We start from the raw sequence: 25,527 nt of genomic DNA, 5'->3' as shown, positions 1-25,527 counted from the left end.
CCTTCTGCGGCTCAGCTCTGCAACCAGACCCGCGCCGCAAACCCCTCAGCCTCGATCAACACCAACTGCGCCACCTGCCCGGTTTCGGCAAGGTCTTGGCGGACCGTCTCCAGGTGCCTCAGGATCGGCGCCTGGTGCTCCACCTCGAGCCGCTCGACCGCGGCCTTGAGCGACTGCCGCGCATCGCTCTTGGCCTTGCGCAACGCCGCCAGCACAGCGCTGAGCGCCTCCAGCCAGGGCTCGACCAAGTCCTGCGCCGGATCACCCTCGGGCCAGGGCGCCTGGTGCACCGAACCCGGCTGCCAGGCATGCCAGAGTTCTTCGCAGACAAAGGGCAGAAAAGGCGCGAACAGCCGCTGCAGCACATGCAGGGCGCGGGCCAGGGCATTGCGTGCCGAATGCCCCTCCTCCCGATAGGCACGGCGCTTGACCAGCTCCACATAGTCATCGCAGAACCACCAGAAGAACGCCTCGATGCGCATCAGCGCGCTGCTGTAGTCATGCTGCTCCAGGGCCATTCGGGCAGCCCCGCTGAGTGCCCCCAGGCGCTGCAGCATGGCCTGGTCCAGGGGCTCGTCCACCGGCCCGGCCATCTCTCCCGGCAGGCCGAGCACCAGCTTCGACAGGTTGAACAGCTTGAGGGTCAAGCGCCGCCCGACCTTCATCTGCTGCTCGTCGAATGCGGTATCGCTGCCGGGGCGCCCAAGAGCCGCCCAGTAGCGCACCGCATCGCTGCCGTATTGCTCCAGCAGGGCTTGCGGGGTGACCACATTGCCCCGGGACTTGGACATCTTCTTGCGGTCCGGATCGAGGATCCAGCCCGACAGCAGCGCCTGGCGCCAGGGTACGGCGGCGTGTTCACAGTGGCTGCGCACCAGGGTCGAGAACAGCCAGGTGCGAATGATGTCGTGGCCTTGGGGCCGCAGGTCCATGGGGTAGACGCGCGGCATCAGGTCCTCGGGTTCTTCCCAGCCGGCGGCGATCTGCGGGGTCAGGGAACTGGTGGCCCAGGTGTCCATGATGTCCTGCTCACCGATAAAGCCCAGGGGCTGGCCACGTTGCTCCCCTCGGTAACCCGGTGGCGTGTCCTGGCTCGGGTCCACCGGCAGCGTCGCTTCATCGGCGACAATCGGCCGTTCGTAGTCCGCTTCGCCCTGGGCATCCAGGGGATACCAGAACGGCAGCGGTACGCCAAAAACCCGCTGGCGGCTGATCAGCCAGTCGCCGTTCAGGCCGCCCACCCAGTGCTCGTAGCGGCTGCGCATATGGGCCGGGTACCACTCCAGGGCCCGGCCGCGCTCCAGCAGTTGCCCGCGCAGCCCGGCGTCGCGCCCGCCATTGCACAGGTACCACTGGCGAGTGGCGATGATTTCCAGGGGCTGGTCGCCCTTCTCGAAGAACTTCACCCCGTGGCGAATCGGCCGCGGTTCGCCAAGCAAGGCGCCGCAATCGCGCAGCAATGGCAGCAGCAACTGGCGCGCCCGGGGCAGGCGGCTGCCGGCCAGGGCCTGGTAGGCGCGGCGCGCGGCCGGGGTGCTCAGCCACTCCGGGGTCTGCGCCAGCAGGCGCCCGTCCTGGCCGATGATCGCCCGGGTGGGCAACTGCAACTCGCGCCACCAGAGCACATCGCTCAGGTCGCCAAAGGTACAGACCATCGCCAGCCCGGTGCCTTTCTGCGGGTCGGCCAGGGCATGGGCCAGCAGCGGCACTTCGACCTCGAACAAGGGCGAGCGCAGACGCTGGCCGAAGCGCGCTTGGTAGCGCGGATCGTCCGGGTGCGCCACCAGCGCGACGCAGGCCGCCAGCAGTTCCGGGCGCGTGGTGGCGATGCTCAGGTCGGCACCCTCCAGGCCCTGGAACAGCAGGTCGTGGTAAGCCCCCGGCACTTCCCGCTCCTCCAGCTCGGCCTGGGCCACGGCAGTCTGGAAGCTCAGGTCCCACAGGCATGGGGCCTGCTGGCTGTACAGCTCGCCGCGACGGTAGTTGCGCAGCAAGGCACGCTGGCTGACCCGCTGCGCACGCTCACCGATGGTGGCGTAGGTCAGGCTCCAGTCCACCGACAACCCCAACTGCATGAACAGCCGGCGAAAGGCCTGCTCATCGATGGCGGTCAGTTGGTGGCACAGCTCGATAAAGTTGCGCCGGCTGATGGCCAGATAATCGGCGCGGCGCTCGGCCACCGCCGAAGGTGGCTGGAACTCTGGGTCATAGGCCTGTTGCGGATCGCAGCGCACGCCGTAGTAGTTCTCGACCCGGCGTTCGGTGGGCAGGCCGTTGTCGTCCCAACCCATGGGGTAGAACAGGCTCTTGCCGCACATGCGCTGGAAGCGCGCGATGATATCGCTGTGGGTGTAGCTGAACACATGGCCCATATGCAACGAGCCCGAGGCCGTGGGGGGCGGTGTGTCAATGGAGTAGATGGCGTGCCGTGGGGCACTGCGGTCGAAGGCGTAGGTGCCTTGCTCCAGCCAGCGCTGGGACCAGCGTGTTTCGAGGTGTTCGAGCGAGGGTGTGGCGGTGGGGTTGTGCGTCAGGCTTTCACGTTTAACGGTGACATAGCTTCCTCCTGTAATCACCAAGGGGCGCCGCAATATCGGCGCCGAGGAACAGATTTATAGAGCAAGGCCGGGCATTAGTAAATCCCTCTCTAGCGTGTGGGTGTCAGCCCCATCGAGGCACTGCGCAACGGCTTCGCTGCTCACTCGAAGCTGAGCTGCGTCGCCCACTCGGGGTAGTCGCGGCGCAAGCGTTCAAGGCTGCGCTCGAGCTGTAGGGCCTGGTCCGGCAAGCGCTGGGCGAAGGCTGCCCAGCCCTGCAAGCGCAACTGCCGGGGCAGCTCCACCAGGCCGCTGATGGCATCCCAGAAAGCATCCCAGTTGCAGCCGTAGCTGTCGGGAAAATTCAAGGCGTCACGCAGCAGTCGCTGCAGTTGCTGCGGGTCGTTGATGTGCTGCAAATCGATATTCAGGCACTGCAGGCGGGTCATGTGTCACGGCCTTGGGTCGGGGTCGGCGGCGCACAGCATAACCCAAGCCCTGGGGCTTGCAGAGCAGCGGCGGCGCCAGGGCTGGCGCCGCCGCTGCACCCTCTCACAGATGCTGTTTGAAGAACGGCACCAGGCGCTCCATGGCCAGCGCCACGGGCTCAGTACGGTCGTACAGGTCGTAGTGCGACCAGCCTTCTGCCACCACCAGGTGCTTGTCCCTGGACGCTGCACGGCCATAGATTTCACAGCCATCGCGATAGGCGCCGAAGCCGCCCGGCTTGTCGCCGACCACCACCATCAGCGGCTGGGTCAGCAGCACCTCGGCCTGGAGGAAAGCATCCCAGCCGAACGCCGCGCTGTTGAAGGAAAACAGCCCGCTGGTGGCGCCATTGGCGCTCTGGCCACGGGGCGATTTGTAGTAGTCGGTGGCTTCCAGCACATCGATATCGCTGATGCCACTCTGCTGCGCTTCGACCACGGATGGCGGCAGGTAGTTGATCACCTGGCGCGCCCCGCCCTGGGCTTCGGCGCCGCGCTGGGCAGCCATGGCCTGCAGGGCGGCGACGGGGTCGAAGTTGCTGAAGCCTTCGCGAATCAGGCGACCGAAGTTGACCCCGGTGATGGAAACCAGGGCCTTGATCCGGTAGTCGGTCATGGCGGCGTGGATGGTGTAGGCACCGCCACCGCAGACGCCGATGGCACCGATGCGCTGGGGATCGACATAAGGCAGGGTCTGCAGGTAGTCGATGGCGAAGCGGATATCCGAGACGCGCATCGCCGGGTCTTCGATAAAGCGTGGCTGGCCGCCGCTGGCGCCCTGGAAGCTGGCGTCGAAGGCGATGGCGACAAAGCCGGCCCGGGCCAGCCCGGCGGCGTAGACATTACCGGAGGTCTGCTCCTTGCAACTGCCGATGGGATGGGTGCTGACAATGGCCGGGTAGCGTCGATTCGGGTCGAAATCGGCAGGCAGGTAGATATCCGCTGCGCTGTCCCAACCCAGGTTCGGATAAGTGACGTGCTGGATGCTGATGCTCATGGGGCGTGCTCCTCTGGCGGCCCTTGGCCGCTGGCAGTGACGGGCTTGCGGGGGCGTGGATCACCCGGCAGATAGGTGCGTTACAGGTGCAGCCTGAAGAAAGGGCCGAGCTTGTCCAGGGCGATATCCACCTGCGGGCCGTCATAGAGGTCCATATGGGCCGCGCCCTCGATGATGAACAGCTGCTTGGGGCCCTGGGCCTTGGCATGCAGTTCCTGGCTGTGCCACAGGGAGCCCGCGGCGCTGCCGGCAATCACCAGGGTTGGCTGGCTCAGCAGTTGCTCCACCAGGTCGAAGGCGTCGAAGGCCACCCAGGCGCCGAGGCCATTCATCAGCATCTTGTTCTGCGCATTGGGGTGCCGGGCCCGAGCGGTGAGGTAGTAGTCGGCGGCTTCCTGCAGGTCACGGGGCGCGCTGCTGTCGCCCAGTTGCGGAACATAGGGCGCGTACGCCGCCTCGGCACCGCCGGCCTCGGCGCTGCGCTGGGCGGCCAGGGCATCGAGCACCGGCAACAGGTCGTTGATCGAACCCTGGCCCTCCCAGCCCTTGCGGGTGGCGGCGCCGACATTCACCGCGCTGGCCGTGGCCAGTGCCTTGATCCGCCGGTCCACCGAGGCCGCCTTCGCGGCAAAGCCGCCACCGGCGCAGATGCCCAGTACGCCGATACGTCCGGCATCGACAAAGCCCAGGGTGGTCAGGTAGTCGACGGCGCTGTAGATATCCGCCACGCGGTTCATCGGCTCGTCGAGAAAATGCGGCTGGCCGCCACTCTCGCCCTGATAGGAGGCATCGAAAGCCAGGGTCACGAAGCCCTGCTCGGCCAGGCGCCTGGCGTAGGTGCCGGCGGTCTGCTCCTTGACCCCGCCACCGGGGTGCACGCTGATGATCGCCGGATACTGCCGCCGCCCGTCGAAGTCGGCGGGGGTATAGAGATGGCCAGCCATCTGGATCTGGCGATTGTTGAAATGCACTTTTTGCATGATCTGCTCTCCACTCGTAGCCGGTGATGCGCCACGGACAACCCGGGAAGTAGGCCCGAACCACCGTTGCTGCACGCTGCAGGTAACGAAACCGGCCGGGAGCCCGCTTCGTCATTGAGCACAAGTATAGAAAAGCAGCGCACCGGAACCTTGCCTATTCCAAGCTCAAACTTGCCTGTTCCGCGGTTCATGCACATTGCTTGAAATGCCTGCCGGCCGTCGGTTGGGTGCCTTGCAACCAACACGCAACAAGCGCTGATGGGCAGCCGCAAGCGTCACCAAGAGCAGTCGTGGCTTGCAGCAGTGTCGATATGAGTTTGCCTGTTCCAACAACAGTGGCGAAGCGTCAGCCCGCCTGGCGCATACGGCGGATATCCCGTTGCGGCGGCGCGCCGAATACCCGGCTGTATTCGCGACTGAACTGTGAGGCACTTTCATAGCCCACCAGCCCGGCCGCGCGACCGGCGTCCAGGTGCTGGTTGAGCATCAGCTGCCGGGCTTCCTGCAAGCGCAGCTGTTTGTGGAACTGCAAGGGGCTGGCGCCGGTGATGGCACGGAAATGCTGGCGGAAACTGGACGGGCTCATATGCGCCTGCTGTGCCAGGTCATCGATGCGCAGCGGCTGGGTGTAGTTCTGCTTGAGCCAGGCCACGCTCTTGAAGATTTGCTGGGTAGGCGAGCCCACCGCCAGCAATTGCTGCAAGGCCAGGCTGTGTCGCCCGGCCAGCAGGCGCACGACGATCTCTCGCTGGATCAGCGGCGCCAACTGGGGAATCAGTGCCGGCTCGTCGAGCAGGCCCACCAGCCGCTCCAGGGCACCCAGCAGGCCCGGCTCCAGCTCTTCGACCACGACCGTCTGGTAGGCACCGGCCGGAGCGGGCGCTGGCGCCGGCAACTGCGCAGCGACGTCGAGGATCTGGTGCATGTCCAGGGTCAGCATCAGGGCCAGGAACGGCTCGGCCACAGAGCCCTGGGACACCCGCGCCACCACCGGCTGGTCGATGCTGGTGAGCATGCCCTGCCCGGCCCGATAGTCGAGCACCGCATCCTGCAGCATCACCTGTTTGCCGCCCTGGGCGATCACCCCCAGGCCCAGGCTGTAGATGCAGGGAATGGGCGCCGTGGCCGCTGTGCGCCGGTGCAGCGAAAGGTGCGGCACTGCGCTGACGAAATCCCCGGAAGCCCTGGTGTGGCGGCTGATCAGGTCGGCCAGGGCGGCCAGTCGGGAGGCATCGGGAGACTGAGGCATGGGGCTGGGGCCGGGCGATTGAATGTTGGGCGATTGTGGCGGCAGGCGGCGCTGCTCTTCAAGCGCAACTGACGCCAGGCACTGCCCTGAGTGGCAATGCCCGGCAACCACCCTGCCCGTCACTCGGCGCGGTTGATGTACTGCCCCTTGGCCTGGTCGTAGACATAGCTGTAGTTATCAGCCGTCACCAGCGGCCGAACCTTGCCCGGAGCCTGGACCACGGTGCCGCTGACCTGCACCGTGACCTGGGGCATGGCGCCCTGGCCGGGGCTGAAGTGCAGCACGCCGTCGCTGTCGGCGCAGGTCATCACGGCGCCGCCGTCACAGGCCGCCGAGTTTTCCTCGCCGGTGCGCAGTTGGCCGACAAAGGACCAGACCCAGCCATCGTCCTCGGGCTGCTTGTTCGGGTTGAACAGGAACAGGGTATAGCCGCGGGTGGTCACCCCGCTGTCGAAGGTGGCGGTGGGCACCGCCAGCAGCAGGCGTCCATCGGCGGTGGTGTGTTCCAGGGGCGGGCGCTGGAGGTCCACTTCCTCGGGCTTTTCCCGGCCACCGAAGAAGCCGATCCGGTGCTCGATATTGCGCAAGGTATAGGCCTGGGTCTGGCCCGGGTGGGTGCGTTCGAAGGTCGCCTCGGCCAGGCGCACCTGGACCTCGGGCGCGGCGAAATCCTCGCCCTGGCGGGCAGCGGCGTCGCGGGTGTGCCAGACAAACGCCGAATAGTAGTGCTTGCCCTGGAAATCCAGTTCCCGGCCATACCAGAAGGTGGCGGTGACGCCGTCCTCCAATTGCACCTCATCCTGCTGGTCGGGCACCTCGACATTCTGCATCACCGCCAGCACCGCTCCCGGCGGTATGGGCGCGGCGGCCTGGGCTTGCGCGGGCGCCATGCAGGCCGCTGCGGCAAGCGCCAGGCACGCCAGCAGCGGGCCCATCCCGGTCTCGGAGAGTGCCGCGCGGTTGATCCTCTGCTTCATCGTTGCAACTTCCCTGTGAGTAACGGTCACGCATCATATCGGCAGGGTTTTGCCTGCGACAATCCGCTGGCCCATGGCTATCGCAGCGAAGGCTGATGCCGTCCCAAAGCCTCTGGACCCTGCCCCGGCGAACCGGCTAGCATCCGCGCCTGGCGCCGCAAGCAGCCGCTTCTGAGGTCATTCCGGCGAGCGCTCGCCATCACAGCAAAAGGAAATGCACAGGGTGAAATTCATCTGCGCCGGCAACAGCCTCCCCCCCTATGCGGTCGCCTGCCGCGAGCTGGGCTTCGGCGAAACCCTGAAGGGCGTGGCAAACCCCTATGAACTGAGCCTGGAGGTCAGCGAGCTGAGCCCGGACTTCGTCATGCTCGCGGATATCTTTATCGCTGAATGCCGCTGCGACGACCTGGCTCAAGGTTATGTCGATATCCCCGAGCTGGCCGCCCTCGACTACCCGAGCTTCGACGAGCTGTGCCAGGAGCACGGGCCAGTGGCCGTACTGTTGATCAAGGACTACCTGTATTTCGAGCTGTTCTTTTCGCTGTTCCCCTACTCCCCACAGGTCAAGGCGGTGATCAACGACATTGCCAGCATCAGCCTGCAGGGCAGCACCTTGTTCATCAGCGGCCAGACCTATCCGGTCCGGCGCGGGCCCGGTCTCCCGGGGTAGCGCCGGACTATTAAGGGTCAGACGCTGACCACCACCTTGCCAACCTGCTGGTTGGCTTCCAGGTAACGGTGCGCCTCCTGGATCTGCTCCAGGGGGAAGGTCTTGGCGATGATCGGGCGCAGCGCCCCCGATTCCAGGCCATCGAGGATAAAGGCCTTGGCCCGCTCCAGGGCTTCGGAGTCGGCGACGATTTCCGCGTAGAGATAGCCCTTGAGGGTCAGGCTCTTGCCCAGCACGGTGAACAGCGGGAATGGCGTCGGTTCCGGGCTCAGCGCACCGTATTCCAGCAGAATGCCGCCACGGGCCATGCTGCGGGTCAGCGCATCGAAAGCCGGGCCACCCACCGGGTCGAACACCACCCGCGCGCCCTGGCCGGCGGTCAGGGCCATCACCCGCTCCACCAGGTCCTCTTCATCGCTGACAATCACCTGGGCCGCGCCGGCATCCAGCAAGGCCTGTTGCTTGCTGCGGGTACGAGTCACGGCGATGGCCGTGGCGCCTACTTTGCGCGCAACCTGCAAGGCCGCCAGGCCAACGCTGCTGGAAGCCGCGGTCACCAGTACAAAGTCCCCCGGCTTGAGCCGCGCCTGATCGATCAACGCGCCCCAGGCGGTAACGTACTGCATCCAGGACGCCGCCGCCTGCTCGAAGGACAACCCCGCCGGGTGCTTGACCAACAAGTGCCCCGGCACATTGGCCAGCTCGCCGTAGGTGCCCCAGCGGGCGATATCCAGGGGCGGAATCAAGCTCACCGCATCCCCCGGTTGCACGCCACGCACCGAGCTGCCCACGGCCTGCACCACCCCCGCCGCTTCATAACCCAGGCGGCTGGGGAACTCGGCTTCCTGCAGGTAGGCGTGATTGCGGAACATCACTTCGGCACGGTTCAGGCCAAAGGCCTTGACCGCGATCTGCACCTCGTCCGGGGCCGGGGCCGGCACCTCCAGTTGCTCCAGCTTGAGGACGCTGGCGTCGCCGTATTCATGGATTCTGACAATGCGTGGCATGTGCGATACCTCTGGGTCTTGGGGCCGGGCGCAAGTAGCGCCGACCGGAAATGGGTGGACTGGCGTCGCCCCGCAAGTCGCCGGGGCTGACGGCATGCCAGGCAATTTAGGCGTTGGAAGCCGTGGAATAAAGACCTAGGATGGCCCAACACTAGAAACAGGGTGTTTGTAATGGACCGATTGACCCAGATGGCGACCTTCGTCAAGGCCGTGGAATTGGGCTCGTTCAGCGCCGCCGCCGACGAGCTCAGGCTGTCGCCGCAACTGGTGGGCAAGCAGGTGAAGATGCTCGAACAGTACTTGGGGGTATCGCTGCTCAACCGTACCACCCGGCGCCAGAGCCTGACCGATTTCGGCCGCGCCTTCTACCAGCGGGCCAAGCTGATCCTGGCGGATATGCAGGCCGCCGAGAACCTCGCGGCGGTGACCCGTGGCGTACCCAGCGGGCGCCTGCGCATCAACGCCCCGGTGACCTTCGGCATGCACAGCCTGGCCCCGCGGCTGCTGGAGTACATGGTCCAGTACCCGCAGGTGGCGGTGGACCTGACCCTGTCCAACGAACTGGTGGACCTGGTGGAGGACGGCTACGACGTGGTGCTGCGCATTGGCGAGCTGCCCGACAGCGGCCTCAAGGCGCTGCGCCTGCAGCCCTACCAGTTGCTGCTGTGCGCGGCGCCCTCCTACCTGGCGCGGCGGCCGCCGCTCACCAGCCCCTGGGATCTGCAGCAGCACGACTGCCTGGGTTTTGCCTACGCCGATGGCCGCACACACTGGCAGTTCGAAGGCCCCGAGGGGCTGATGGAAGTGCCGATTACAAGCAGATTGACCATCAATCAGGGCGACCCGTTGCTGGCCGCCGCAATCGCCGGGCTGGGGGTGGTGTTGCAGCCCCTGGAGCTGGTGGGCAATGCCTTGCGCGCTGGCACCCTGGTCAACCTGCTGGCGCAGTACCGAGTGCCACCCTCGCCGATGCACCTGCTCTACGCGCCGGACCGGCGCCTGACCCCGAAGCTGCGCAGCTTCCTCGACTTTGCCAGCGCCACCTTTGGCGAACGGCATCCGCCTGCCCTGCCCTAGCCCTTGCGGTACTGGCTCAGGCCCTGGCCGGTGAGGCGCTTGAAGTACTTGCCCAGGTAGGAGGCGTCGGCAAAGTGCAGGTCGTCGGCAATCTGCTGCACCGAGCGCGAGGTCTGCGCCAGCTGCTTCTTGATTTCCAGCACCACTTGGCGGTCGATCAGGGTCTTGGGTGCATCGTTGAAGTATTTGCGCGACTGCTGCGCCAGGTAGTAGGGGGTGACGTGCAGCAGCTCAGCATAGAAGGCCACGTCGCGCTGCTGCCGGCAGTGCCGGGCGATCAATTCCCAGAATTTCCAGCACAGCGCCTCCGGCCGGCTGCAATCGTTCTGCGCCCGGGCATCCAGATCCAGGTGCGCGCAGAGCCAGAGAAACAGGTTCTGCAGATGGTTGATCAGCATCCGCCGTCGGTACTCCGCGCCCTGCCCGTCGAGCATCGCGGCCTGAGCTTCCCAGGCCCGCAGAAAGCCCCGCAACGGCCCGGACGAAGGGTACAGGGGCGAGTGATGGAGGTAGGCGAACAGGCTGTTGGGCAACAGCGCCGCCACCTCCGCGGCCATCGAACGATCGAGCAGGTAGCGGTGGCAGGCAAAGTCCGCGGACTGGCTGCTGACCCGTACCACGGAGTCCTCCGCCAGCACCAGCACATCGCCCCTGGCCAGGCGATACGGCTGCAGGTTCACCTGCAGCTCGGCACGGCCCCGCTGGCCGATCAGCAGCACCACATAGGCCAGCTCCAGGGGCTGTTCCTGGGGCTCGGCGAAGCGACCGCCACCGATGAAAAAGTCCTCGCGAGTATTCGCCGGAAGCTTAAAGCCGCTGTGCATTGGCCCTGACCTTGAACAAATCGCTGCCCCTCGGGTGTTTTCAAAATCACCGATTTTGCGCAAAAACCTGCGTTGCCGCCAGGCCCCGCACTTTCGACAATGGCCGAGTCATATTCAACCCGCCAAGAGTATTTATGTTAAGCAGCGAACGCCTGATCATGCGGCCCTGGCAAGCCAGCGATGCACCCAGCCTCTATCGTTACGCCAGCGACCCAAGAGTCGGCCCCCGAGCCGGCTGGCCGGTGCACCGCAACGTGGCGCAAAGCCTGGAGATCATCCACAGCGTCTTCGCCCACCCCGAGGTCTATGCCGTGACCCACCGCGACGAAGGTGTCGCCATCGGCATGGTCGGCCTGCTACAGGGCCGGGACAGCAACTTCAGCATCGCCGACGACGAAGCCGAGGTCGCCTACTGGATCGGCGTGCCCTATTGGGGCCTGGGGCTGATTCCGGAAGCGGTGCAGGCGCTGATGCAGCATGCCTTCCACACCCTGCAACTGAAGGCCCTGTGGTGCGGCTACTACAGCGACAACCAGCAGTCGTTCCGGGCCCAGGCCAAGTGCGGCTTCCAGTACCACCACACCGAGGAAAACAAGTTCAACCCCTTGATGAACGACTATCGCACCGAGCACATCAGCCGCATCGGTTACCAACAATGGTTGCAGGGCCAGGGCCGGGCGCATTCCTAGGTGCCACTGAACGGGGTCGATGCTGATGATCGGCCCCGAACTTGTGCGTCGTTTTTGAAGCGGGATCAGGCCAGCAACTGGTCGATCCAGCGCACCTCTTCGGCCAGGGCGCGGATTTGCTCCTCGGGCACGGCCTGGCGGGCCTGGGTGAGCTGGCCCAGGGTCCGCTGTTTGAGCCGCAGCCGGCGCTGCCACTTGGCCAGGAAGGCCGGGCTGCGGGCCTGCAGTTGCAAGGGGCCGAAGTACAGTTCCTGCTCGCTGTAGCGCACCGGGCCGTCGGGCTCGGCGACGATGATCTCGTAGTCGAAACGGTTCTCGCGCAGCACCTCTTCATGCTGGATGCGGTAGCCATGCTCCATCAGCCATTGGCGCAGCGGCCGCTCGCCGCCATTGGGCTGCAGGATCAGCCGTTCGCGGCCGCTGAGGCGCGCCCAGTCGCGCTGCAGGATGTCGCGGATGGTTTCGCCACCCATGCCGCAGAAGCTGATGGCGGTGATGCCGTCCGCGGCCTCGATAGCCCCCAGGCCATCGGCCAGGCGCACGCTGATATGCGCGTCCAGGTGGTTCTCGCGCACCGTGCGCTGGGCCGCCTGGAACGGCGTGCGCGCCACCTCCCCCGCCACCGCCCTAACAATCACGCCACGCAGCATCAGCGCCACCGGCAGGTAGCCGTGGTCTGAGCCGATATCGGCCAGCCGCGCCCCGGCCGGAACCTGCGCCGCCACGCGCTCAAGGCGCATGGATAATGTCTGTTGATTCAACTGCTACCCCTTTTCACCAGCAGGCTCCGGCCCCCTGGGGCCAGATCGGCAGCGATTCTGGCGAGCAATGCCGGGCATTTCAAATTTATCCGAGCGGTCCCGGGTGCGTGCCAGGCTGAGGGCTACGGCATACGGCCGAACTGCGACTTCCCGCCCCTTGCGGGCCATCTCTTATAACGGCGGCAACGGACTAAGCCTGAGAACAAGGCGAACATTCGAACGCTACGGTAACGATACTTAAGCAACGCGGTTGCACGGTTTAGGCTATTGAAAACAGTTTAACCACGTTGAATTCAGGACCTATAGAAAACACCTTCGACAGTCAAAAAACCTGAGCAGCCACTGGCTAAATCAACTCGTTGGCGAAGGCACTGCCTGCCCATGAAAACATCCGATTGAGTCATTCAGCATGTCAGCGCGGTTTCCATGAATGGATGCAGAGGAAATTGATGTCATGCCGGACCCCAAAACCAAGCGCCCTGGTCAAGAGTTGGTCGCTTTAGCTGAAGTAGAGTCCGCCAGGAAACTACTTCTAGCCAGTACAGCCTTTAAAAAGTCGCCACGCATGAGCCGTTTGCTCAACTATCTTGTCGAACAGGCGCTTCAGGATTCAGCTCGCGACACCAGCGAATACGCGATCGGCATCGGCGTCTTCGACAAGGACCCCTTAGCCTACAGCACCGGAGATGATCCGATTGTCCGGGTCCAGGTTGGGCGATTGCGCACCAAACTGAAGAACTACTACGCCTCCGCGCAGTGCAATGCCAGGGTGGAAATAGTCATTCCCCTGGGCTGTTACATGCCGGTGTTTCGTTACAAGCCTTCCAGCCCCCATACCGTGCAGCAATCCGCGGGGTTTTCTATCTGTCCGTTCAAATGTGTATCCCAGCAAGTGCCGTGGGAATACTTCACCCAGGGCCTCAATGCAGAACTGACCCACCAGCTCTACAAGAACCTGGGGCGCAAGATATTTGTCGAACCGGCCACGATAAGTGACCGCCATGACAGCCCGGGTAAAACTCTGGAAGCGGTTTTCCCAGCGGCTGTCGGGCACCGCCTGGAAGGCAGCGTGCATGTTGATGCGCACTGCATCAGAACTTCCGTGCGCCTTATCGACCCGCTAACCGGCTGCGTTGTCTGGTCCGAGCAGTTCCAACGAACTGCAAACATCACCCTTGCCCACCCGCAAGAACTTGCAGCCGCCATTTGCCAGGCATTGCACAGTTTCCTGCGCATTAACGAGAGCAACTTCCGAGAAAAAACGCTTCCCGAAGCAAGCATAAAACATGAACAGCAATGCAAATAACGATATGACACCTGGTTACCGTATCGATACTTATCCTATTACCAGCACCGCATTAGTCTTTAAATCGAGCCACTGAACTTGACCAGCAATCAACGACGGCCAACCTGTGGTTCAAATAGCCAGTCGAAAGGATCGAACGACTGGCAAACTTTAATGCGTTAAGGATTAACAGGTGAAAAAATGACTACCTTCGTTATGGACTTCGACTTCACTTCGGCCGATCAGAAAGCCGTGCTCAGCTCGCTGCAGGCCCAGGGCTACAGCCTGATGGGCTACAAAGGCGCCGTGGGCCCCAACCAGCTCACCGTCGGTGTGCCTACCTGGTTCTCGGTGCCCTTTGGCACCATGTTCGGCCTGGTCGATATCGACTACACGCCACAATACAAGCTGTATGTCACCACCCAGAGCAACATCGCCGCCAACACCACGATCCAGATGCAGTCGATCTCCGGTCAGCTGCCCCTGGGCAGCGCGCAGACCTTCAACAGCGATGGCAGCTTCGTCGCTGGCGGTGTGCAGAATGTCCCGGCAGGCAGCCTGGGGCTGTTCAACAACCGGCCTGCGGGCACCCCGCCGCTGACGGTCGGCCTGGCGGGTTTGGTCAGTACGCCAGCGGGAGTCAACTACCTGCCGTTTTGTGCCTTCACCCTGAACCCCCAGGGTTCGATCATCATGACGCCGCTGGAAACCATTCTGCTGGTCGCTGCGCAGCAAGGCCTGCAGTCGGGTAATGTGCAGGCCACCGTCTCGGCACCTGGCTGTACCTTCGAGTTCAACTCCAGCACCATCGAGTACGACCTGCAGATTCTGCCCAGCACCTTCGCCATCACCAATCGCCCCAATACGCCGTCGGTGTTGCCGGTCAGCTCGGGTTCGACCATCGGCACCATCATCAACTCGGGTTCTTGATGGCCTTTGAGTAGCGCAAGAACACCCGTGTCCGCCTGGGCGGACACGGGTGTTTTCCATTTGGCCGGAGGAGCCCAATGTCTCGACATGCCTTGATGACTGTGCTTCATGCATGGCTGGCGTTCTCCCTACAGGGCCAGATAGCCGCTGCCGACCCGATGCAACTGACCATCGAACTGGATGCCTACGCGAAGCAGTTCCTGAGTGCCAATCAGCAGAAGATCGTCATTGTAGTGCCCGACCCCGAGTCCGCGGATGGCTCGACAGTGGTTGCGGCCATTACCCTGCAGCCCATCGCGGATTCGACGAAGCTGATATTCGAATCTGACGCCGTACTCTACATCTCCAACGGCCCTGTAGAGCCCCTGGACACCCTGAACATGGCCATCAGCAACCCGGTGGCTTACGGCTACACCTACAGTTTCAATGGTGTACAGATCAATGGCGACGGCAGCGGTTGGAGCGACCATGTCGGCATCTATTATGCCGCCCCAAGCAATGCACAACCCGTTGTAACCGGCTTGGCCGAGTTCATCTACGAGAGCGGCAACCCGAAACCGGATACCGCACTGCCGATCAACTACTACGCGCTCAACCCCTTCGAAACTCAATACATCAAGCGCCCCGCGCCTGTAGTGTGGATATTTGTAGCCAGCACGATCGATACCGGCAGCCTATTGCCAAGTAGCACCCTCAAGCCGGTGACCACTTCATTGGCTCGCGCACGATCATTGGCGAAAACCAGTTCACAACTACAGATAGGCCGTTACCTGGCAGTAACCCTGGATTCATCGACTCAACCAATAGTGCACTTCTCCAGTGCTATCAATGCATTTATCGATGGCCCCTACCCCAGTACGGAATGAACTTTGCGCCATACCTAAAACACCGCAGGCAAACTTCCCCGCGCTACTGTAACGACACTTACCCGCCCTCCCCATGCACGTCATCATGCAATCGTAGCCTGTTGAACAGTGTCGTCCGGTTTATTGGCCAACACTCGAATCCAAGGCTATTTCCTTAAACCAGTTCAGGTAGATAGCAAAATGACACAAGTTTATAGCTCGGCCTCAAACACCGTAGTTGCCAATGGCGGACCCTATGTAAAAGTCGGCGATCACCTTTGGGACGTACCCAATTGCCTGCCATTGAATGGCCCTGAGGTGAATGAACGCTACATGCTGCGAGACGGCAACCGCCCGCAGATCTCCGTCAAGTGCATCGCCCAGGGTGCACCTGGAATTCAGACAGCTCGCTTCCAGGAGGTATAAGCCAAAACCCACAGGCACCGCGCAAAGCGGTGCCTGTGGGCAAGCAACGCCGGTAGCGGCAAAATGACAAATCAGGCCAGTGCCTGCTGCACCTCCAACTCCAGGCTTGCCTCCAGCTCCAGCGCGGGCCGCGTCCATGCTGCGGCCAATGCCGGGTTGGCGCTTATCTGCTGTTCGATGCGCTGAGTCTCGCGGTACTCACGGGCCTTGGCGCTCATGGTCCATTGGGCTTGCACGCCCAGTTCCTCAAACGCCCGGCGAATGGCCGGCAGCGCGATGCGGAAGAACTCCTTGCGCGGGTTGACCTTGTTCACCTGCTCGCGGAGGAAATGCCGGTGCAGGCGTTTTTCCAGGCCCGGGGCGTCGTTGCTGAAAATCATCGCGTGCACGTCGTACTCGAAGGGCACGCTGGCATCCCCCAGCTCACGCACCCGGTCCAGGGGCTCCAAGCGGCGGGTCATGCCGATCTTGAACACCTGCTCGCCAAACGAGCCGACATTGGAAATCACATAGACATGCCCGGCCCGGGTCTGCTGGGCCATGGATCGCGCACGCTGGTTCTTGTCCTCGGCGCACTGCAACTGAGCCTCGAGCTGGGCCAGTCGCGCTTCGAATTCGGCACGCTGCGCCGCACTGGCGGCCAGCACTTGCTCCCGCGCCTGCTGCAGCGCCCGGCGCAGGCTGGCTTGTTCGTTGAGCGCCTCCTGGATCGCCCGCTCATAGTCACGCCGGGCCTTTTGCTCTTCACCGATCTGCTCATGCAACTGGCGCTGTTCATCCCGCGCCTGCTCTTCGAGCCGCTTCACCCGCGTCGCCCAGTGCAGTTCATCCAGGCGCGCCTGGAGGTAGTGCTGGCTGATCCGGGCATTGCCGAAGGCGGCGCCATTGAGGTTCACCCGCGCCGCCGCGTCATGGATTTCCTGTGCAAGCGGGTCGGGGTTGCCGGCCCCGGAGCGCAACAGGGCCCCCTCTACCCTGCCGTTGAAAGCATCGACCACCAAGCGCACGACCCTCTCGCGCCGATGCGGGTCGGCATCGTCACAGATCGCCGCCTGGCCCGTCCTGAGCATCTGCCGGCTGCACTCGCGAGCCTCCTTGAGTTTCTGTCCGCACGGGCTGTAGCCGAACGCCTCGGCCAGCTCATCCAACTGGCTGCAACTGGGCAGCGTGCAGGCATCGCCGGCCAGCACTACGGCGCACTCCCGGGCCTCGGCGAAGACCCGTTCGGCTGCGGCCTTGGCCTGCTGCAGTTGTTGCTTGAGCAAGGCCAGCCGCTGCTGGGCCGACTGCAAGTCCTGTTGCCGCTGATCAAGCTGTTGCTGCAACCTGTTGATCAGGCCCTGGGCCCTGACACTCCTGAGCATGAAAACGAACGCCGCGATCCCTGCGGCTACCGCCATAAACCCCATGAGCCACTGTTCCATGTGCTTTTTTTCTGGTGGGGGATCCTACAACGTCGAGATGGCCAGGCGCTATCAGGGGAACCGGGACAAAAACCGCCAAGACCCCGGATACCGGGTAAGATCCGCCATCGCCGCCTGGCCGCAACAAGCCTTGCGGGGCGCGACAAAACACCACGGCGCGACCTGCGCGCGCAGTGCTTCGAACTCTCGGCCAATGCTGCTGCGGCATGACGAACAAGGATCGACCCACAGTGACTTTCAGCCAACAGATGGCCCGTGCCTTCCCCCAGAGCAACCCGCTGCCCAGCGCCTTGCACCAGGCCCTGCAACTGCTTGAAGCCCAGGGCTGCCTGCGCACCCGCCGCGATGGCGTGCGCTATATGAGCCTGCACCCCGAAGCCGAATTCAGCGCCATGGCCACCTGTGCGTTCTACCTGCCGGAACCGGCCGATAGCGCCCTGTGGACCGCCAGTGACGACCCCGAGGTAAACCAGCGGCTGGTGATTTTCCTCCGGACCGGCGGCGACGGATCCTGGGCCGGCCTCTGGCGGGACGACGCCGGGCAGCAGCGGGTGGTGCACCTGGGTTCGGGCTCCGGGTCGCTGCTGCTTGGGGTGCTCACCGACAGTGCCGAAGACCTGCTGCGCCTGCTGGCGATAGGTTACGCCGAGCTGTGCTGGCCGGAGCAGTTCCCGCTCACCCCCGAAGAGGTGCGCGAGCAGGACTATGAGGATGACGACTACCCGCCGCCGCCCCGGCTGCTGCGCGAGCATGTGCAGCAGACCCTGGGCTTGACGGTTCCACCGCGGGCCGCAGAGCTGGTGCAGAGCACCGAGAGCATGGACGCCGAGCAGTCCAGCGATCCGTTCTGGAACTGGCTGAAACAGGTGCGCGGGGACTAAAGCGCCCCGCGCCCACGCCCTAGAACTTGGCCTGCATGCCCACCCGCAAGGTGCGCCCCGGCGCCGGCATGAAACTCTGTGCCAGCGGGTCCAGGTAGTAGCGGTCGGTGAGGTTCTGCAGCGACACGTTGAGGCTGGCGTCTTCCTGCAACTTGTAGTTGAGGAACAGATCGAACAAGGCCACCTCGCGGTAGTTCATCTGCGGCGTGGTGGCACCGGTCTGCCAGGGTTTGTCGGCGGTCACCGTGGGCCCCGAGGTGTAGGTGATGCGGGTGCCCAGGGTCAGGCTCTGGTCGAAGAAGCGCAGGCCGGTGGTCAGGTTGCCGGCAAAGCGCGGCGGGTTCTGGGTGTTGGTGTAGGACCCCATAAAGCTGCCCGGGGTGCAGTCCGGGGTGTCGGCGGTTTTGCGGTAGGGGTTACTGGTGGCGCGCAATGTGGCGGCAAAGGCGGCGTCGCAGGTTTCGGTCTTCAGGTAGTAGGTGGACGACAGGTCGGCAAACACCCGGCCGGCATCGTAGTGGCTCTGCAGTTCCAGGCCGCGGGTGGTGTAGCTGTCGGTGTTGCTGAAGCGCATCAGGCCCCACAGGCCCGGGCTCGGGTCGTAGTAGCGGGTGATGTAGTGCTTGATGCTGTTGTTGAAGTAGGCCACCTTGAGCGCCGCCGAATCGTCATCGAACAGCAGGCCTTTGTGCAGGGTGCTGGCACCGATTTCCCAGTTGCGCGAACGCTCGGGCTTCAGGTCCTTGCCGGGGGTAGTCTGCTGCACGCCGTGGCCGGTCTCGAACAGCGAGGGCATGCGAAACCCCTGGGTGTAGGAGGCATAGACGAAGGTGTCCGGCAGCACTTCGAAATTGATCCCGAAGGACGGGGCAAAGGCCCGGCCGCTGTTGCTGGCCTTGCCGGAGTAGTTGTAGCCGGTGACCACCCTGCCCACCTGCGGATCGTCGACCTCGGTACTGGTGGCGCCGAACTGGTTATAGGGCGTGCCCTCGAAGGGGTAGTTGGTGTTGTTGAAGACAATCCCATTGTTCAAGCGAGGGTCGGTAGCGTCGGTGTAGAGGCCGTTCTGGTCCGGGAACCACATTAGGTAGCCGTAGTCCCCCGGCTTGTTCACCGTCACATAGCGATGCTCGCGCACCTCTCGCCGCGCCGTGGCCTGGGCCACATGGTCCTTGCTGTGGAAGTAGGTGTAGCGGCCGCCACCCCACAGGGTCAGGCTGTCCACCGGCTGGTACTCCAGCTTGCCGTTGAAGCTGTATTCCTGCCGCGAGCCCTCGCGCAGGCTGCGGTTGGCGTTGATGTCGTCCTGGGTGGTGACCACGCCTTTCTGCGGGCGCAGTTCCTCGAGTTGGAACGAACCGCCCAGGTCGAGTTTCAGGTCACCGTAGTCGGTGGCAAAGCGCGAGGTATTGGCCAGGCCGCCACCGGTGCGGCGGTTGGCCTGCCGGCTCCAGGCACGGTCGCTGCGAAAGGCCTGGGAAGCCGGGGCCGACCAGGCGCTCAACTGGCTGGTCTGGGCATCGGTGAGCCATAGGTCGGCGGTCAGGTCCAGCAGCGGGTTGTCCGCCGGCAGGTAGTTGTAACGCGCGGTGTAGGTGTCGATCTGGGTATGGCCCAGGGGGTACTGGTAGATGCCGCCGGTGCCGAAGCGGAAAATGTCCGAGGGCATGATCTCGCCGATCCGCCCGTCGTAGCGCCGGTAGCCGAGGTCGAAGGTGTGGCCGTCCGCCGGGCGCAGGGTGGTCTTGAGCAGCCAGGATTCAGTGCGCGACGACGAGTTCAGCACTTCTTCGCCGGCGTTGTAGGTGGTGGCCACGGTGGTTTCCTCATCGCCGTAGCGATCGAAGGTGCGGTAGCGGTCCTGGCCCTTCTTGCCGGAAAAGTAGTTGCCCTGGTTGCGCTTGGCATAGGCCGCCACCACATCGAACAGATCATGGCGGTAGGCAAAGGCCAGGCTGCCGGCCTCGGCATCGGAACCGAACAGGCCGCCACGGCTCTGGTGCGGTTCGCTGTACAGGTCCTCGGTTTTCGAATGGACATCGCGCGAGGCCGGCGCCACGCCGTTGTTCCAGACATCGCCCTTGAGGCGCAGGCCGATGTTGTGGCCAGTCTTGAGGATGTCGTCGACGCCGAGGGTGCGCATCTTCACCGTGCCGCCGATGGCGCTGGAGGTCAGGCTCGGGCCCTTGTCGATGACGACATCGCTGATCAGGTCCGGGTCGACGTAGCTGCGCTGCTGGGTGCCGGCATAACCACGATAGACATCCAGTGCCTGCTGCGCGCCGTCCACGGTCACCGCCACCCGACTCTGGCCCTGGATGCCGCGAATGTTCACATCCAGGCCACCGCCGTTGCGGCTGTCGCCCACCTGCACCCCGGGCTGGCCCTTGAGCATGTCGCCCACCGAGATCGCGCCGAAACGCTCTAACTCATCAGCGGAGATATGCACTGACGAACGCGGTGCCCGGTACACCTCCTCGTCATCGGGGTTGTCGCCCTTGACCTTCTGCGCCGGCAAGGCCACCGACTCCTGGCGCAGGCGCAAGGCATAGCCGCCGCCGGGCTGGCGCTGGAAGCTCAGGCCGGTGCCGGACAGCAGCCGATTCAGGCCGGTTTCGGTAGTGAAATCCCCGTGCAACCCCTGGCTGGTCTTGCCGACGGTGAGCAGCGCATTGCCGGCCATGCTGATCCCCGCCTCGGCGCCGAAGCGCGACAGCACCTGGTCCAGCGGGCCGGCCTCGATGCTGTAGTGACGTTCCCCGGCGGCCAGCGCCAGCTCGCTGTAGAGCGGCGACAGGCTGAGCAGCAGCAGGCCGAGGGTGTGGGTTCGCAAGACACGAGCGGGGAAAATCATGCAAGGCTCCTAGGGATCGAAACCCACCTGTGCCGGTGGGTAATACCTGAAGGCCAAGCCAGATCGAAAAAACTATCATTCTCATGAAAAAAGTTTCAGGCCGCCACCAAGGTCACCCAATAACGGGTTCGGCGCTCGATCCGCACCGGCAAGGTGGTGGCCAGCAGGGCCAGGGCGGCATCGGTGTCGTCCAGCTGGAAACTGCCGGTCACCCGCAGGGCCGCTACCTGTTCGCTGCAACGCAGGAAACCCGGACGGTAGCGCGAGAGCTCGGCCAGCAACTGGTCCAGGCGCATGCGCTCGGCGGGCAGGATGCCCCGCAGCCAGGCCTGGGCCAGGAAGCCGTCGACCGGGGTCGGCTGGCCTACTCCTCGGGCGTCGACCCGGGCTTGCCAGCCGGCCGGCAACGCCAGTGGGCCGGGCTGCTGCCGGGCACTGACCTGCGCCAAGCCGCGCAGCACCGTCACCAGGGTGCCCTGGCGATCATGGCGCACCAGCAAATGGGCGCCGCGGCTGTAGAGCAGCGCATCGGCGGTCAGCAATTGCAGCGCGGCGGCATCGGCCGGGGCATCCAGGGCCAGTTCGCCCTCGACCAACTGCAGCCGAGACTGCCCATCGCTCGACTCCAGGTTGACCGCGCTGGCGGTGTTCAGCCACAGCGAACTGCCATCCGCCAGGGCCCAGCGCCGGCGCTCGCCGATGCGCGTGCGGTAGCTGGCCAGGGCCGAACGCACCAGGGTGGAGTCCGCCCCCTGCCAGGACATCCCTCCCAGCAACCCCAGGGCCAGCAGGTACTTGAGCACCTGTCGTCGCCGCTGCGGATCGGCCCCCGCCGCCTGCAAGGCCCGGCGCGCGGTGGCGTCGGCCAGCAGATTGGCCCCTGGCTGCAACAGCAACGGCAAACTGCTGACCCGCTGCCAGGCCCGTTCATGCTCGCTGTTGGCTTGGCGCCAATGCTCCAGGGCCTGCTGCTCGGCGGCACTCATCAAGCCGGATTGGGCGCGCACCAGCCAATCGATGGCCGTGTCCCGCACTCGGGGATCGACAACGGCTCCACTCATTCGAAACGGCTCGCATAACAGACGCTGAAGGCCTTGCCCATGTCCCGCTGCACCTGGGCCACGCTGAGGTTCAACTGCGCGGCGATCTGCGGGTAGGTCAGGCCATCGAGCTGGGACAGGAAGAAAATCTGCCGCACCCGCGACGACAAGCCCACCAGCAGCGAATCCAGCTCCAGCAGGGTTTCGATCATCAGATGGCGCTCTTCGGGCGAAGGCTCCTCCCCCACCGGCCGCGCCGCCAAGGCGTCCAGATAGGCGCGCTCGATGGCCTGCCGGCGCCAGCGATTGATCAGCAGGCCATTGGCGATGGTGGCGAGAAAGGCCATGGGCTGGCGCAGCTCGCGCACATCTTCCTGGGAGCGCAGCACCCGGATAAAGGTGTCGTGGGCCAGGTCCTCGGCATCGGCACGCTGCCCCAGGCGCCGCTGCAACCAGCCGCGCAGCCAGCCGTGATGGTTCGCATACAACTGGGCGACGGGCGAGGCGGTGCTGGAGTTGGGCATGGGAAAATCGCACTAATTGATAATGCTTCTCATTTTATTGTTTGAGGTGGGGAGTTGTATAGAGGGAAATCAGCTGCAAGCTGCAAGCTGCAAGCTGCAAGCTGCAAGCTGCAAGCTGCAAGCTGCAAGCTGCAAGCTGCAAGCTGCAAGCTGCAAGAGCATGGGGCACTGGCAGCGGAATGTGCTGGATTGGTTCACTTGCCAGTCTTTGGCCGCCGAGCTCGATAGGTTTTATAGATCTGCTGGATTTGCGGGTTGTCCAGGCTCTCGTAGGTAATGCCGTCTTTATCAAGCCCATCGAGACCGCGGATGCCACCGATAATTTGTGGCCACTCTTCACGGCTCTTAATACCAATGATGAAGGGCTTCAGGTAGCGGTCGAGGTGTTTCTCGGAGGGATCGCGAATCTCTTCACTAAGCGCCTGCAGATAGTCATTTTTATTGGTTCTGGACCAGTCGATGGCAAACCCTGCCCGGTAGCACAACTCCATGAAAACCAGCAGGAGGGTACGACCGTTGCCGTCCAGGAACGGATGCGCGAACGCCAATTGCCCCATCACCTCACCCGGCCTTTCTCGAAATCGATGCTTGTCTGCCGCAAGCCGAAGCCCATAGTCGATCGACATTTTAAGGGCGTCAGGATGCTCGAAGAGCACATGGTGCGGGTCGTCGTATGCCCCTTTGAATACGGCCAGATGCGGAACCAGCTGATATCGGTCCTGACCCGCCCAAGGATAAAAGCCGCCAAACAGGAGCCTATGCACCTCAAGGATCGCGTCGTAATCAAGCGGTCGTTTTTTTGCCAGATAAGCGAGTGCTTCTTCGATACTCAGTTCGAAGATGAAGTGCTCGGTTTCTTTGACCTCAACAGGATCTTTAAGGCCTTGGACATTTCGCAGGTAGCCAGCGGTTTCGAAATCACCGAAAGGATCAAAACTCATGCGCTGAGTTTCTTTTTCGCCTGCCTCTTTTCCTCCAGATAACGCCCCTGGAGTGCGAGGCTTTCGGCCTTGCTCAGCACGCCCTTCTTCTTGAGGTTGATCAGCAACTGCTCAACGCCATCCAACTCGACCAGGTCACCCGCCAAACGGGTGATGGTGACAGCCATACGGCTCATGTTGTCTGGCTCGGCAGTCACCTTATGGGCCCTGGCAAGCTTGCGAACCTCTCTGGCGACACTGACGGTTTTGCTCATCGAATAGCCCTCCATTAGCTGAGAAATCATAGCAGCAAAGCCCTGCCGTTTGTGTTGGCACCCACCTGCGCAACTGGGCGTCCAGGGCTGCCAGACGCAGCGACCTGAGCAGTTGGAGGCAAGCACTCGAACAACCCTGATACCGCAAGAACAGCAACAAACCTCACCCATCCTCGGCAACATATCAATTGCGAATCACTCGCATCTTCTGCTAGCGTGCGCGCTCCTGAACGAGCCTCGATCAAGGTAGTGCTGTGCCCTCCTGGAATAAGCAGATTGCGCGCCTGTTCACCGAACAGAAGAAGGCGCTCGAAGCCTTCGTCACCCGCCGTACCGGCAGCGCCCAGGTGGCGGCCGACCTGACACAGGAGTCTTTCCTGCGCCTGGCCCGGCTGGAGTCCGGGCAGAAAATCGATAACCTGCCGGCCTTTCTGTTCACCATCGCCAGCAACCTGGTGCGTGACCATCAGCGCCAGGCCATGCGCCGCGAGCGCCTGGAAGTGGGTGAGCCCAGCGAAGAGTTGCCTTGCGACAGCCCCTCGGCCGTCGAGCAGTTGTCGGCCGATCAGGAGCAAAGCCTGATGCAGGATGCGATTCGCGCACTGCCCGAGGCGACCCGGCAGATATTCCTGCTTTATCATGTCGACGAATATTCCTACCGGGAGATCGCCGAACGCCTGGCCATCAGCCCGCGGAGTGTCGAATACCAATTGCGTCGCGCGTTGATCGATTGCCGGGCCTTTATCCAGGCTCGGCTGGCGGGCGATGTTCGAGGTTCGCGGCCATGAATCGCGATCCCGCTGCCGTGGAACCCCTGATGACCGACCCCCTTGCCTCATCGCCCGACGACGATCTGTTTGCCCAAGCGTCTGCCTGGTACTTCCGCCTGCAGGCCGAAGACGTGAGCGCCGCCGAACTCGACGCCTTTGCCGATTGGCTGGCCCTGGGGCAGGCACAGGATGACGCCTGGCAGGAAGTGCAGGCGCTGCTGGGGGCCCTGCGCCAACCGGCGCGGGCCATTCGCCAAGAGCAACAGGCGCGCTGGCGCCGACCGCGCCAGCGGCAATGGCGGCAGTGGGCGTGCGCCGCGGCGGTGCTGTTGATGGTCGGGCTGGCGGCCGGGCAAACACCCTGGCTGGACCGCATGCGCGCCGACTACGCTACCGCCACCGGGGAAAAGCGCCAGGTGCAACTGGCCGACGGTTCGGTGCTGCAGCTCAATACCGACAGCGCCGTGCAGGTGCAGATGAGCGATAGCCTGCGCCAGGTTCGCCTGCTGCGCGGCGAGGCCTGGTTCGTGGTCACCAAGGACCCGGCCCGACCCTTTGTCGTCGAGTCCGGCGCCGGGCAGGTGAAGGTGGTCGGCACCCAGTTCAGCGTGGCCAGGCGCGATCAGCAGACCCGCGTGCAGGTTGCCCAGGGTCGGGTCGAAGTCAACGCCGGCAGCGGCGAGCCGGTGTACCTGGAACCCGGGCGCGCCGTGGAATACCAGCACCACAGCCTGAGCGCGGTGCATGGTTTCGAACCCGCGGTGGGGCTGGCCTGGCTGCAACGCCAATTGGTGTTTCGCCAGCAACCGCTGTCCGAAGTGGTGGATGAGCTGAACCGCTACTGGCCCGGGCGCACCCTGGTGCTCGGTGACGAGTTGCGCAATCGGCGGGTGTCCGGGGTGTTCGATATCGACAAGCCGGACGCCGTGCTCAAGGCGCTGACCTACACCCTGGGCCTGCGCGCCGAGCATTACACCCCGTATCTGCTGGTGCTGCGGGAAGGCTGAAGCTGCCCCGGCGATATTTGTAAATAATTCTCAAATAGTTTCAGGGTTTTCCCCAATGCCGTCGTCCTTGATCACTGAGGCGCAAACAAT

The 25,527-nt window shown here is 63.8% G+C and carries 24 protein-coding genes; 9 read left to right on the top strand and 15 right to left on the bottom strand.

Annotation, left to right across the window (positions count from 1 at the left end):
* Positions 1-11 precede the first annotated feature (11 nt).
* The 6 genes from valS to J4P02_RS11280 all read right to left on the bottom strand — a co-directional run bounded on the left by valS (position 12) and on the right by J4P02_RS11280 (position 7,228).
* Positions 12-2,576, bottom strand: coding sequence for a valine--tRNA ligase (valS, locus tag J4P02_RS11305; protein WP_426190113.1), 2,565 nt, complete (start codon positions 2,574-2,576; stop codon positions 12-14).
* A 122-nt stretch (positions 2,577-2,698) separates the two neighbouring features.
* Positions 2,699-2,986, bottom strand: a complete 288-nt coding sequence (locus J4P02_RS11300) for a barstar family protein (RefSeq protein ID WP_426190111.1) — start codon at positions 2,984-2,986, stop codon at positions 2,699-2,701.
* 103 nt (positions 2,987-3,089) lie between these two features.
* Positions 3,090-4,022, bottom strand: a complete 933-nt coding sequence (locus J4P02_RS11295) for an alpha/beta hydrolase (RefSeq protein WP_426190109.1) — start codon at positions 4,020-4,022, stop codon at positions 3,090-3,092.
* 80 nt (positions 4,023-4,102) lie between these two features.
* Complete coding sequence (locus tag J4P02_RS11290) at positions 4,103-5,002, bottom strand: alpha/beta hydrolase (RefSeq protein ID WP_426190107.1); 900 nt, start codon at positions 5,000-5,002, stop codon at positions 4,103-4,105.
* 346 nt (positions 5,003-5,348) lie between these two features.
* Positions 5,349-6,251, bottom strand: coding sequence for an AraC family transcriptional regulator N-terminal domain-containing protein (locus J4P02_RS11285; RefSeq protein ID WP_426190105.1), 903 nt, complete (start codon positions 6,249-6,251; stop codon positions 5,349-5,351).
* A 119-nt stretch (positions 6,252-6,370) separates the two neighbouring features.
* On the bottom strand, positions 6,371-7,228 hold the full coding sequence (locus J4P02_RS11280) for a hypothetical protein (RefSeq protein WP_426190103.1): 858 nt from the start codon (positions 7,226-7,228) through the stop codon (positions 6,371-6,373).
* A 223-nt stretch (positions 7,229-7,451) separates the two neighbouring features.
* On the opposite strand from J4P02_RS11280, the gene J4P02_RS11275 reads away from it, so the two are divergent.
* Positions 7,452-7,898 carry a hypothetical protein gene (locus J4P02_RS11275; protein ID WP_426190101.1) on the top strand — a complete coding sequence of 149 codons (447 nt, stop codon included), beginning with the start codon at positions 7,452-7,454 and terminating at the stop codon, positions 7,896-7,898.
* Between the two features lie 17 nt (positions 7,899-7,915).
* Here J4P02_RS11275 and J4P02_RS11270 read toward each other — a convergent pair whose 3' ends face one another.
* On the bottom strand, positions 7,916-8,905 hold the full coding sequence (locus J4P02_RS11270; protein WP_426190099.1) for a zinc-dependent alcohol dehydrogenase family protein: 990 nt from the start codon (positions 8,903-8,905) through the stop codon (positions 7,916-7,918).
* Positions 8,906-9,076: 171 nt separating this feature from the next.
* Here J4P02_RS11270 and J4P02_RS11265 point away from each other — a divergent pair, with 171 nt between their 5' ends.
* Complete coding sequence (locus tag J4P02_RS11265; protein ID WP_426190097.1) at positions 9,077-9,982, top strand: LysR family transcriptional regulator; 906 nt, start codon at positions 9,077-9,079, stop codon at positions 9,980-9,982.
* Here J4P02_RS11265 and J4P02_RS11260 read toward each other — a convergent pair.
* Positions 9,979-10,806, bottom strand: coding sequence for a helix-turn-helix domain-containing protein (locus J4P02_RS11260; RefSeq protein WP_426190095.1), 828 nt, complete (start codon positions 10,804-10,806; stop codon positions 9,979-9,981). The two genes, J4P02_RS11265 and J4P02_RS11260, sit on opposite strands and share 4 nt — an antisense overlap.
* A gap of 134 nt (positions 10,807-10,940) precedes the next feature.
* Between J4P02_RS11260 and J4P02_RS11255 the strand changes: the two genes are divergently transcribed.
* Positions 10,941-11,495 carry a GNAT family N-acetyltransferase gene (locus tag J4P02_RS11255; protein WP_426190093.1) on the top strand — a complete coding sequence of 185 codons (555 nt, stop codon included), beginning with the start codon at positions 10,941-10,943 and terminating at the stop codon, positions 11,493-11,495.
* Positions 11,496-11,560: 65 nt separating this feature from the next.
* On the opposite strand, the gene J4P02_RS11250 is transcribed toward J4P02_RS11255, so the two are convergent.
* A complete protein-coding gene (locus J4P02_RS11250) occupies positions 11,561-12,256 on the bottom strand; it encodes a tRNA (adenine(22)-N(1))-methyltransferase (protein WP_426190091.1) in 696 nt (231 codons plus the stop codon).
* Positions 12,257-12,686: 430 nt separating this feature from the next.
* On the opposite strand from J4P02_RS11250, the gene J4P02_RS11245 reads away from it, so the two are divergent.
* From J4P02_RS11245 to J4P02_RS11235, 3 genes are all read left to right on the top strand, one after another.
* Positions 12,687-13,562 (top strand): hypothetical protein, encoded by an 876-nt coding sequence (locus tag J4P02_RS11245; RefSeq protein ID WP_426190089.1) that lies wholly within the window; start codon positions 12,687-12,689, stop codon positions 13,560-13,562.
* A 180-nt stretch (positions 13,563-13,742) separates the two neighbouring features.
* The gene (locus J4P02_RS11240) at positions 13,743-14,471 is read left to right on the top strand and encodes a hypothetical protein (RefSeq protein ID WP_426190087.1); all 729 of its coding nucleotides are present in this window, start codon (positions 13,743-13,745) and stop codon (positions 14,469-14,471) included.
* A gap of 77 nt (positions 14,472-14,548) precedes the next feature.
* Positions 14,549-15,337 carry a hypothetical protein gene (locus J4P02_RS11235; RefSeq protein WP_426190085.1) on the top strand — a complete coding sequence of 263 codons (789 nt, stop codon included), beginning with the start codon at positions 14,549-14,551 and terminating at the stop codon, positions 15,335-15,337.
* A gap of 476 nt (positions 15,338-15,813) precedes the next feature.
* On the opposite strand, the gene J4P02_RS11230 is transcribed toward J4P02_RS11235, so the two are convergent.
* The gene (locus J4P02_RS11230) at positions 15,814-17,166 is read right to left on the bottom strand and encodes a GIY-YIG nuclease family protein (RefSeq protein ID WP_426190083.1); all 1,353 of its coding nucleotides are present in this window, start codon (positions 17,164-17,166) and stop codon (positions 15,814-15,816) included.
* 230 nt (positions 17,167-17,396) lie between these two features.
* Between J4P02_RS11230 and J4P02_RS11225 the strand changes: the two genes are divergently transcribed.
* Positions 17,397-18,047 (top strand): hypothetical protein, encoded by a 651-nt coding sequence (locus J4P02_RS11225; RefSeq protein ID WP_426190081.1) that lies wholly within the window; start codon positions 17,397-17,399, stop codon positions 18,045-18,047.
* A 19-nt stretch (positions 18,048-18,066) separates the two neighbouring features.
* Here J4P02_RS11225 and J4P02_RS11220 read toward each other — a convergent pair whose 3' ends face one another.
* The 5 genes from J4P02_RS11220 to J4P02_RS11200 all read right to left on the bottom strand — a co-directional run bounded on the left by J4P02_RS11220 (position 18,067) and on the right by J4P02_RS11200 (position 23,660).
* Positions 18,067-20,901 (bottom strand): TonB-dependent receptor domain-containing protein, encoded by a 2,835-nt coding sequence (locus tag J4P02_RS11220; RefSeq protein ID WP_426190079.1) that lies wholly within the window; start codon positions 20,899-20,901, stop codon positions 18,067-18,069.
* Between the two features lie 95 nt (positions 20,902-20,996).
* Entirely contained in the window at positions 20,997-21,962 is a 966-nt protein-coding gene (locus J4P02_RS11215) for a FecR domain-containing protein (RefSeq protein WP_426190077.1), read from the bottom strand.
* The gene (locus J4P02_RS11210) at positions 21,959-22,465 is read right to left on the bottom strand and encodes a sigma-70 family RNA polymerase sigma factor (RefSeq protein WP_426190075.1); all 507 of its coding nucleotides are present in this window, start codon (positions 22,463-22,465) and stop codon (positions 21,959-21,961) included. The genes J4P02_RS11215 and J4P02_RS11210 overlap by 4 nt, the downstream gene beginning before the upstream one ends.
* 194 nt (positions 22,466-22,659) lie before the next feature.
* Entirely contained in the window at positions 22,660-23,406 is a 747-nt protein-coding gene (locus tag J4P02_RS11205; RefSeq protein WP_426190073.1) for a Fic/DOC family protein, read from the bottom strand.
* The gene (locus J4P02_RS11200) at positions 23,403-23,660 is read right to left on the bottom strand and encodes a hypothetical protein (protein ID WP_426190071.1); all 258 of its coding nucleotides are present in this window, start codon (positions 23,658-23,660) and stop codon (positions 23,403-23,405) included. The genes J4P02_RS11205 and J4P02_RS11200 overlap by 4 nt, the downstream gene beginning before the upstream one ends.
* Positions 23,661-23,914: 254 nt before the next feature.
* On the opposite strand from J4P02_RS11200, the gene J4P02_RS11195 reads away from it, so the two are divergent.
* Both J4P02_RS11195 and J4P02_RS11190 read left to right on the top strand, forming a co-directional pair.
* Entirely contained in the window at positions 23,915-24,448 is a 534-nt protein-coding gene (locus J4P02_RS11195) for an RNA polymerase sigma factor (protein WP_426190069.1), read from the top strand.
* 29 nt (positions 24,449-24,477) lie between these two features.
* Complete coding sequence (locus J4P02_RS11190) at positions 24,478-25,437, top strand: FecR family protein (RefSeq protein WP_426190067.1); 960 nt, start codon at positions 24,478-24,480, stop codon at positions 25,435-25,437.
* Positions 25,438-25,527: the final 90 nt, after the last annotated feature.

The sequence above is a fragment of the Pseudomonas sp. NFXW11 genome, assembly GCF_049887815.1.
Lineage (GTDB): Bacteria > Pseudomonadota > Gammaproteobacteria > Pseudomonadales > Pseudomonadaceae > Aquipseudomonas.
This window is presented reverse-complemented; position numbering and strand designations above follow the sequence as displayed.